This window comes from Streptomyces sp. NPDC104761 (assembly GCF_055583445.1).
Genome location: NZ_JBVJNZ010000016.1, coordinates 21,725 through 29,969 on the forward strand (window position 1 = coordinate 21,725; position 8,245 = coordinate 29,969).

The 8,245-nt window shown below is 68.3% G+C and carries 4 protein-coding genes; 1 reads left to right on the forward strand and 3 read right to left on the reverse strand.

The annotated features are described in order from the left end of the window. Window positions 1-338: 338 nt before the first annotated feature. Window positions 339-2,165 (forward strand): AMP-dependent synthetase/ligase, encoded by a 1,827-nt coding sequence (locus tag ACZ63F_RS34435; protein ID WP_352357636.1) that lies wholly within the window; start codon window positions 339-341, stop codon window positions 2,163-2,165. Between the two features lie 7 nt (window positions 2,166-2,172). Here ACZ63F_RS34435 and ACZ63F_RS34440 read toward each other — a convergent pair whose 3' ends face one another. From ACZ63F_RS34440 to ACZ63F_RS34450, 3 genes are all read right to left on the reverse strand, one after another. Beyond that, window positions 2,173-4,203 carry a PQQ-dependent sugar dehydrogenase gene (locus tag ACZ63F_RS34440; RefSeq protein WP_469717201.1) on the reverse strand — a complete coding sequence of 677 codons (2,031 nt, stop codon included), beginning with the start codon at window positions 4,201-4,203 and terminating at the stop codon, window positions 2,173-2,175. An 11-nt stretch (window positions 4,204-4,214) separates the two neighbouring features. Beyond that, window positions 4,215-6,464: an alpha-galactosidase gene (locus ACZ63F_RS34445; RefSeq protein WP_469717203.1), complete on the reverse strand. Its 2,250-nt coding sequence runs from the start codon at window positions 6,462-6,464 to the stop codon at window positions 4,215-4,217. Further along, on the reverse strand, window positions 6,461-8,245 hold a 1,785-nt coding region (locus tag ACZ63F_RS34450; protein ID WP_469717204.1), incomplete at its 5' end, for a discoidin domain-containing protein. The genes ACZ63F_RS34450 and ACZ63F_RS34445, both read right to left, overlap by 4 nt.

Below are 8,245 nucleotides of genomic sequence, written 5' to 3' on the forward strand. Positions count from 1 at the left end.
ACGGCGCGAAAAACGGTGTGACGGAATCGGCCACGTCGGCGCAGTCCAGAGAGGGCGCTGCGGCGCCCCGCCCCTGACCGGCGGGTAACCGGCCGGGGGCCGTAATCGGGTCGTACAGATTCCGTGGAGATTACGGAGCCGGAACTTACTGAACCGTAAGGATTCTGTCCGGCCCTTCCCGATGTGGGCGTATTTTCCAGACGTGAGCGTGGTCATACGAGAGCAATGCTCGTTTTCGCACCCCCCTCCCGATCGGTCTTGCGGTGGGGTAGCTTTCACGGCGCTGAGCGGACCGTCACTACTACCGTCACTGTGGAGCGAGGAGCGGGGAGCGGGGTTTGCGCGAGTTCACCAACCCGCCGTTGGCGTCGGCGCCGCCGGTCGGCGGTCTGGCCGACAGCGTGTTCGAGCGTGCCCGGACGGACCCGCTGCACGTCGCGCTGGGCCGCAAGGACGAGCTCGGCCAGTGGCGTGACGTGACCGCGGCCGAGTTCCGCGACGAGGTCCTCGCCCTGGCCAAGGGACTCCTCGCCCGGGGCATCCGGTTCGGCGACCGGGTCGCGATCATGTCCCGCACCCGCTACGAGTGGACGCTGTTCGACTTCGCGCTGTGGACCATCGGCGCCCAGGTGGTGCCGGTCTACCCGACCTCGTCGGCGGAGCAGTGCTTCTGGATGCTGTACGACGCCGAGTGCACGGCGGCGATCGTGGAGCACGAGGACCATGCGATGACGATCGCCACCGTCATCGACCGGCTGCCGCAGCTGCGCCAGCTGTGGCAGCTCGACGAGGGCGCGGTGCAGGAGCTGTACGACGCGGGCGCGCACCTCGACGACGAGGTGGTGCACCGGCACCGGCAGGCGGTGACGCCCGAATCGGTGGCCACGATCATCTACACCTCGGGCACCACGGGCCGCCCGAAGGGGTGTGTCCTTTCGCACGGGAACTTCATGTTCGAGGCCGACACGGTCGTGGCCCGCTGGGAGTCGGTGTTCCGCGCGAAGAAGGGCGAGGAGGTCTCCACCCTGCTCTTCCTGCCGCTCGCGCACGTCTTCGGGCGGATGGTGGAGGTGGCGGCGATCCGGCACGGGGTCCGCTTCGGCCACCAGCCGCAGCTGCACGCGGCGGCGCTGCTGCCCGACCTGGCCGCGTTCCGGCCGACGTTCATCCTGGCCGTGCCGTACATCTTCGAAAAGGTGTTCAACGCGGCGCGGCGCAAGGCGGAGAAGGAGGGCAAGGGCGGGCCGTTCGAGAAGGCGGTCGAGATCGCGGTGAAGTACGCGGACGCCGTGGAGGCGAAGGCCTGGGGCACCGGGCCCGGACCGTCGGCGTCGCTGCGCATGCAGCACCAGATCTTCGACAAGCTCGTCTACGCCAAGGTGCGGGCGGCGATGGGCGGCAGGATCCGCAACGCCATGTCCGGCGGCTCGGCGATGGACCGCCGGCTCGGCCTGTTCTTCGCCGGCGCGGGCGTGCAGATCTACGAGGGGTACGGCCTGACGGAGTCGACGGCGGCCGCCACCGCCAACCCGCCCGAGCGCACCCGGTACGGCACGGTCGGCCAGGCCGTACCCGGCTCCACGGTGCACATCGCGGACGACGGCGAGGTCTGGCTGCACGGCGGCCATGTCTTCCAGGGCTATCTCAACAACCAGAAGGCCACCGACGCCACCCTGCACGACGGCTGGCTGGCCACAGGCGACCTGGGTTCCCTGGACGAGGACGGCTACCTGACGATCACCGGCCGCAAGAAGGAGATCCTGGTGACCTCCGGCGGCAAGAGCGTCTCCCCCGGTGTCCTGGAGGAGCGGGTCCGCGACCATCCGCTGGTCAACCAGTGCATCGTCGTCGGCAACGACCGCCCTTACATCGCCGCCCTGGTCACCCTGGACACCGAGGCCGTCGAGCACTGGCTGACCATGCGGGGCAAGCCCCAGATGTCCGCCGCCCAGCTGGTACGGGACGCCGACCTGGAGACCGAGGTGCGGCGCGCGGTGGTGGCCGCCAACACCCTGGTCTCGCAGGCCGAGTCGATCCGTACGTTCCGTATCCTCGCCCAGCCGTTCACCGAGGAACACGGTTTGCTGACCCCGTCGCTGAAGCTGAAACGCAAGGCGATCGAGAACGCCTACGCCAACGAGGTCGAGGCCCTGTACCGGGCCTGACGTACCGTCAGCTGATGTTGACCCGGAAGATCTTGTCGGATCCGTCCGGCTCGTTGCCGTTGTTGTCGCAGTTGGTGGTGGACAGCCACAGCTGGTCGGCGCCCGGCACCTTGGTCACGGTCCGCAGCCGGCCGTAGGTTCCCACGTAGTACGCCGTCGGGGTGCCGACGTTCTCGGTGTCGCCGTTGATCGGGATGCGCCAGAGCCGTTCGCCGCGCAACGAGGCCATGTAGACGACGTTGCGGACGATGGCGATGCCGCTCGGGGACGCCTCGGAGACGTTCCAGGTGGCCTTGGGATTGGTCATCCCTGCGACCGAGCAGGTGCCCTCACAGGTCGGCCAGCCGTAGTTGGCGCCCGGCTTGATCAGGTTCAGCTCGTCCTTGGAGCTGTTGCCGAACTCGGCCTCCCACAGCCGCCCGTTGCGGTCGAAGGCGAGGCCCTGCGGGTTGCGGTGGCCGAGGCTGTAGACGTAGTTGCCGAAGGGGTTGCCGGGGGCCGGTTTCCCGTCGGTCGTCATGCGCAGGATCTTGCCGTTGAGGGAGTTCTTGTCCTGGGCGAGGTCGGGTGTCTGGGCCTCCCCGGTGGAGACGTAGAGGTAGCCGTCGGGGCCGAAGAGGAGCCGTCCGCCGTTGTGGTAGCGGTTCTTCTTGATGCCCTGGAGCAGGATCTTGTAGTCGCCGAGCCTGGTGCCGTCGTAGGTCATGCGCACGACCCTGTTGCCCTCGTCCGCGGTGTGCATGAAGTAGACGTAGTGATTGGTCTCCCACTTGGGGTCGACGGCGACGCCGAGCAGTCCGCCCTCGCCGTTGGTGGTGACGGCGTTCGGGACGGTGCCGACCTGGGTCCTGGCACCGTCCTTGGTGACCTTCCAGACCTTGAAGTCGTCCCGCTCGGTGACCAGGGCGGTCTTGCCGTCGGGCATCCAGTAGGTGCCCCAGGGGATGGTCCAGCCGCCGGAGAGCGTGGCGATCGAGGACGGGACGCCGCCGTCGGTCGCGCACGCCTTCGTGGTGAAGGTGACGGTGTTGCTGGCCTCGGAGACGTTGCCGGCCGCGTCCCGGGCGACGACGTTCAGGCTGTAGGGGCTGTTGCAGGCGAGCCCGGTGAGCGTGGTCGACGTGCCGCTGGTGACCGTGTCGTAGACGGTGGTGTCGCTGCGCACGTCGTAGGCGACGACCGCCTTGTCGTCGGTCGACGCACCCCACTTGAGGTCGGCGCTGTTGGCGGTGACGTTGCTCGCGGACAGCGTGCCCGGCTTGCTCGGCGGGGTGGTGTCGGAGCTGGGCTTGGTGGTGCAGTCGACGACCGGGCTGGCGGGCGAGGTGTTGCCCGCCGCGTCGCGGGCGATCACCGTGAGGTTGTAGTCGGTGTTCGGGGTGAGCCCGGTCAGCGCCTTGGAGGTCGAACTCCCCGGCGCCTCGCTGATCTTGTTGCCGTGCTCGTAGATGTCGTACGCGCTCACCCCCACGTTGTCCGTGGCCGCCCCCCAGGCCAGGGTGAGGGAGTCCTCGCCGATGTCCGAGCAGCTGGGCTGTCCGGGACGGGTCGGGGCCTGGGTGTCGGCGGCGGCGTCGAGGCTGACCCGGTCGAGGTTGGGGCCCCCGTTGGCGGTGGTGGCGGTGGCCCGGATCTTGTCGGTGCCCGCGGTCAGCGGGACGTCGACGGTCTTGGTGACCCAGGTGTTCCAGTCGGCGGTGGCCGGGAAGGACACCCCGGAGGCGACGACCGTGCCGTTGACGGAGATGTCCATCGGCCGGTCGGTGGAGGTCCCGTTGGCGTAGCGCAGGGTGAGGGCGGAGGTGCCGGCGGAGGCCGCGCTCACCGTGAACTCCACGTATGAGCCCTTGACGTTGGTGTAGTCGACGAAGCCGGTGCCGGTGTACCCGCTGTGGTTGGTGGCCACGGTGCCCTGGGAGATCTGGGCGTCCTCGGCCTGGTAGTCGGTGGCGGCCAGCGCGGTGCCCTGGCCGAGTCCGGCGAGCGGCAGCGCCAGGGCCGCCGCGACGCCGTACGGCAGAACTCTTCTGATGTTCACGGATGTTCCCCTCAGCCCGTGTACTGGGTGAAGACCTTGAGGTAGTCGTACGGCTGCTGTGTCACGCCGCTGCAGGCGTCGCCGTCGGTGCCCGAGCCGCAGGCCCGGTCGCGGTTGACGGCCCAGTAGGTGAGCCGTCCGATGTGGTGCTGCTGGGCGTAGGCGAGCATGGTCTTGAAGTCGGCCACCCGCACGCGCTCACCGGAGTCGTCGGTCTTGCCGTTCATCGACGACAGCCCGATGTGGGTGTAGGCGGTGGCGTCGCCGTAGCCGTACGCCGACTTCACCTGGGCCTTGAGTCCTTCCATGGCCTTGGTGGTGAGGCTGCCCATGTTCGTGGTACCGCCGCCGAAGTCGAACGGCATGATGCACCAGACGTCGTTCGCCAGACCGGAGTCGGCGGCCCGCTTGATCATGTCGACGCCGGTGGAGTCGGGGCCGCCGGAGGTGGTGCCGAAGGTGATGACGGTCCTCAGGCCCGGGTTGTTCGCCTTCACCGTCTTCAGCGCGTCGACCACCCGCTGCCGCACGGTCGCGTTGGACCACTCGGTGTTCTCGATGTCGATGTCGAGCGCCTTCAGCTTGTAGGCGTTGATCACCTTCTGGTAGGCGCCGGCGAGCGCGGAGGCGCTGGAGCACTTCTCGCCGAGCTTGTTCCCGCTCCAGCCGCCGACGGAGACGACGACGTCCCCGCCCGCGCCTCTGATCGCGTTGATCGTGGACTGGTCGCTGCCTCCGGTCAGCGGGCGGGAGCCGTCCCACTTCGGGTTGCAGGTGCCGTCGGAGAGGATGAAGGCGAGGGTGAACCACTTGACGCCGGTCGCGGACATCACCGACGTGGGGCTTTGGGGGTTGCCCCAGCCGAGGTACTCGTAGGGGGCCACGGCGAACCCGGGCGAAGCGGCCGCCGCCTCGAGGGAGGTGACGGGCTTGACCCGGACGAGCCGGGTCTCGCCCGGGCGCAGGGTCGCGCTGTAGGAGTCGGCGATCACGCCCTTGTGGGATCCGGACCAGAGGTCGGTCACGTCACCCGAGCCGCTGAAGCCGACCTGCGACCAGTTCACGCTCACCGTCGCGTTGCCCGAGGTCCCGGTGTTGAACAGGGCCACGACGTACTGTCCGTCGCTCTCCTTCTTGCTCCAGACCTGCTTCACACCGCTGCTCACGATCCGCTTCGCGGCCACCCCGTCCTGGTCGACGCCGATCAGCCGGTCGTTGGTCAGCATCGCCTTGTCAACGGAGTCGAGTTGGGTGAGGTCGGTGCCGAGCAGCAGCGGGGCCGCCGCCATCGACCACAGCGTGAGGTGCGAGCGGCGCTGGTCCGCCGTCAGGCCCACCTGGTCGCCGTTGCCGATCTCCAGCGAGTCCAGGTCGTTCCAGCCGCCGGGGCCGGCGTACTGCTGCCAGGAGGCGGCCGAGTCGAACCGCTTGGCGACGTGGGACCAGTCGGTCAGCGGGTAGCCGCTGCCGTTGCTCCCCGGCCCGCAGTAGCACTCGACGTCCCCCTGGGTGCGCCAGCTGTTCGCCAGTTTGCGCCAGGTGGCGGCGTCGGCGATCGGCAGGTTGTTGGACAGGGCGAAGTTGATGGGCCGTCCGCTGGCCCGCAGCGCCTTGTCCCAGGCCTGGACGTCGGGGATGTCGGCGCTGCCCACCCCGTCGATCTTCAGGTAGTCGACACCCCAGGACGCGAACTGCTTGGCCCAGGAGTCGACGAACTCCTGCGCGCCCGGCTTGGAGTAGTCGATGGCGTACATGTTCTTGCAGTTGTAGTTCTTCTCGGTCGTGGACGTGTCCGCGATGTCCTTGGCGTGGTACGAGGTGCCCTCGATCGGCGTGTTCTTGGTGACGGCGTTCTTCGCGATGCCGGGCGTGACGTAGAAGCCGAACTTCAGGCCCTTGGAGTGGACGTAGTCGGCCACCCCTTTGATGCCGTCCGGGAACTTGCCGGTGTCGACGGCCCAACGGCCGTAGCTGTCCACGGTGAAGCCGTTGGAGTCGCACTTCTGCCAGAAGTCGTCGAGGTTGACGTAGACGAAACCGTGGTCCTTCAGACCGCTGGAGACCAGCGCGTCGGCCTGTGCCTTGATCTTCGCCTCGGTCGGCGTGCGGCGTACGAAGCTCCAGCTGGACCAGCCCATGGCGGGACGGACCGACTGGCCGTTGTCGGAGGCGGCCGCCGGGTGGGCGGTGCCGACGAGCGGCACCGCCGCGGCGAGCAGCAGGCCCGCCGCCGCGGCCGTGAGCGATCTGACCCGGATCATGACTGTCCCCCGTTCGCGGGTGTGGCGTACGACGTGCCGATCCACGCCTCGTCGACCCGCAGTCGCTTGTAGCGGGTGGTGTCGCTGGAGGCGGCCCAGGTCGTGTCGACCTCGAGCCGGACGTAGCGGGCGTCGGCCGCGGTCAGGTCGATGCCCTGGATGCCCCGGCGACTGGGCAGCTGGCCGGCCTTGACCGCGCTTCCCCAGTTGGTGCCGTCGTTGCTGACGTACACCTTGTAGTCCTTGATCCGCGCGGACTGCTCGGTGTCCGAGCGGGCGTAGGCCACTGAGTCCTCGCGCTGGTTGAGCCCGATGTACTGCACCTTCTTGGCCGAGCCGAGGTCGAAGGTGAGGTTCACCGGCAGCGTCTTGTTGTTGTCCCAGTAGGTGAGGTAGTCGCCGTCACCGGCCGCCGACGCGGCGTGCCCGCTCGCGGAGGCGCTCGCGCTGACCTTGACGCCGGTGAGGATGCCCTGGCGGCCGGAAGTCGTGACCTTGAAGACCGTGTCGTACGGGTCCCAGTTGCCGAGCCCGCTCAGGGTGAGCACGCCGCCGGACTGCGACCACGAAACCGCCGCTCCCGTGCGGAGGTTGGTGACGGAGGCGATGCGGTAGCCGTTGTCCCGCACGCGCAGCGTGCTGGTGCTGGGCGGGGTCAGGACGTGGATGTACTGCCGGTTCGCGTCGTCCTTGGCGATGGTCGTCACCCCGTACGCGCCGTCGTTCCATGCACCGGGCTTGAGACCGCCGTACATGTAGCCGCCGCCCTCGGTGCCGTGCAGGGACTCCCAGATGGGGTCGAGGTAGGAGTCGGCGAAGGTGTTGAAGGAGGCCTGATTCGACGGGAACTTGCCGTTGACCTGGGCCGTCTCGGCCATCAGCGCCTTCACCGAGGAGCCTGCGTTGGTGATGAGGCGGCCGAGGGTGAGCGCGCGGTCGACGGAGGGGTTGGAGCCGTCGTACCACCACGCACCGGTCGAGGGCAGCTTGAAGTCGGCCTCGGTCAGGCGGGGCTGGGCGGTGTAGACGGCCTGCGGATAGTCGTAGGCCGGGGTCATGCCCGTCTTCTGCTCGTTGCTGATCATGTCCATGATCGGCGTGTCTTCGTTGTTGTTGCTGAGCGTGTAGTTCGGGCGCTTGTCGTAGATCTGCTGGTAGAGGTTGTGGCTCTCCCAGTAGGAGTTGTCGTTGTCGATCCAGAAGCCGCCGAGGTCGGGGTAGCGGTCCATGACCTCGAAGAAGTTGTCGTAACTGAACTGACCGAAGCCGTCGTTGGTGGTCAGGTCGACGTTCTTGCCCTTGTAGGCGGAGTACGCGGACGAGTCGAGCCACTCGTGACCGCCCTCGTCGTGCCACTGGGGGTCGTTGGTCATGTAGAGGATGACCTTCATGCCCTTGGCCTTGGCGGCGGTGATCAGCTCACCGAGGAAGTCCCGCTTGGTGGAACAGGAGCCGGGGATCTTGGAGGGCCAGGGACGGGCGTAGCCGAGCCGGCTGTGGAAGGTGGCGAGGACCAGGTACTGGGTGTGCAGTTTCTGGGCTTCCTTCACCCAGTAGTCGGGGGTCCAGCCGCCGTTCGTGACGTCGTTCTCCCAGGCGGTGCAGCTGGTGTGGGCGGGCGCGGTGCGCAGGCCCCAGTGCAGGAAGAGGCCGCCGACGGAGGCACGGAGGAAGTCCTGGCGCGGGTTCTCCAGGTCGAGGGGGGGGGGGGGGGGGGGGGGGGGGTGGTTGGGGGGGGGGGGGGGGGAGGCGACAAAAGGGGTGTGGCGGTCTGTCGCGCA

Bases quoted from the DNA above. Each gene is read 5' to 3' on its own strand.
- ACZ63F_RS34445 (WP_469717203.1), bottom strand. From the start codon at position 6,464: ATGATCCGGGTCAGATCGCTCACGGCCGCGGCGGCGGGCCTGCTGCTC.